Source organism: Streptomyces ossamyceticus, assembly GCF_001418475.1.
Taxonomy (GTDB): Bacteria; Actinomycetota; Actinomycetes; order Streptomycetales; family Streptomycetaceae; genus Streptomyces; species Streptomyces ossamyceticus.
Window position 1 is genome coordinate 647 of record NZ_LIQX01000244.1, and the last position, 239, is coordinate 885.

The following is a 239-nucleotide window of genomic DNA, read 5'->3' on the forward strand; positions in this document are numbered from 1 at the left end:
CGCCGATGGACGGAGTGGACGGAGTGGACGTTGTGGTCATGGTCATCCTCCCTGGGCCACGACACGGCGGCCGGCCATGTCCCACAGCCGGCGGGTGAGCAGCGCGAGCAGCACGATCCACACCCCTTGGATCGCCATCTGTCCGAACGCGTCACCGACCCCGATACGGCCGACGTAGATGGAGAGCGGCACGCCGAGGGTCGCCTGGAACGGCAGGAACGCGCTGAGGGTGATGAACC

General features: G+C 67.8%; 1 pseudogene. It reads right to left on the minus strand.

The features are described 5' to 3' along the window. Positions 1 to 42: 42 nt before the first annotated feature. A pseudogene (locus AOK15_RS46955) lies at positions 43 to 239 on the minus strand (ABC-2 family transporter protein); the annotation flags it as partial.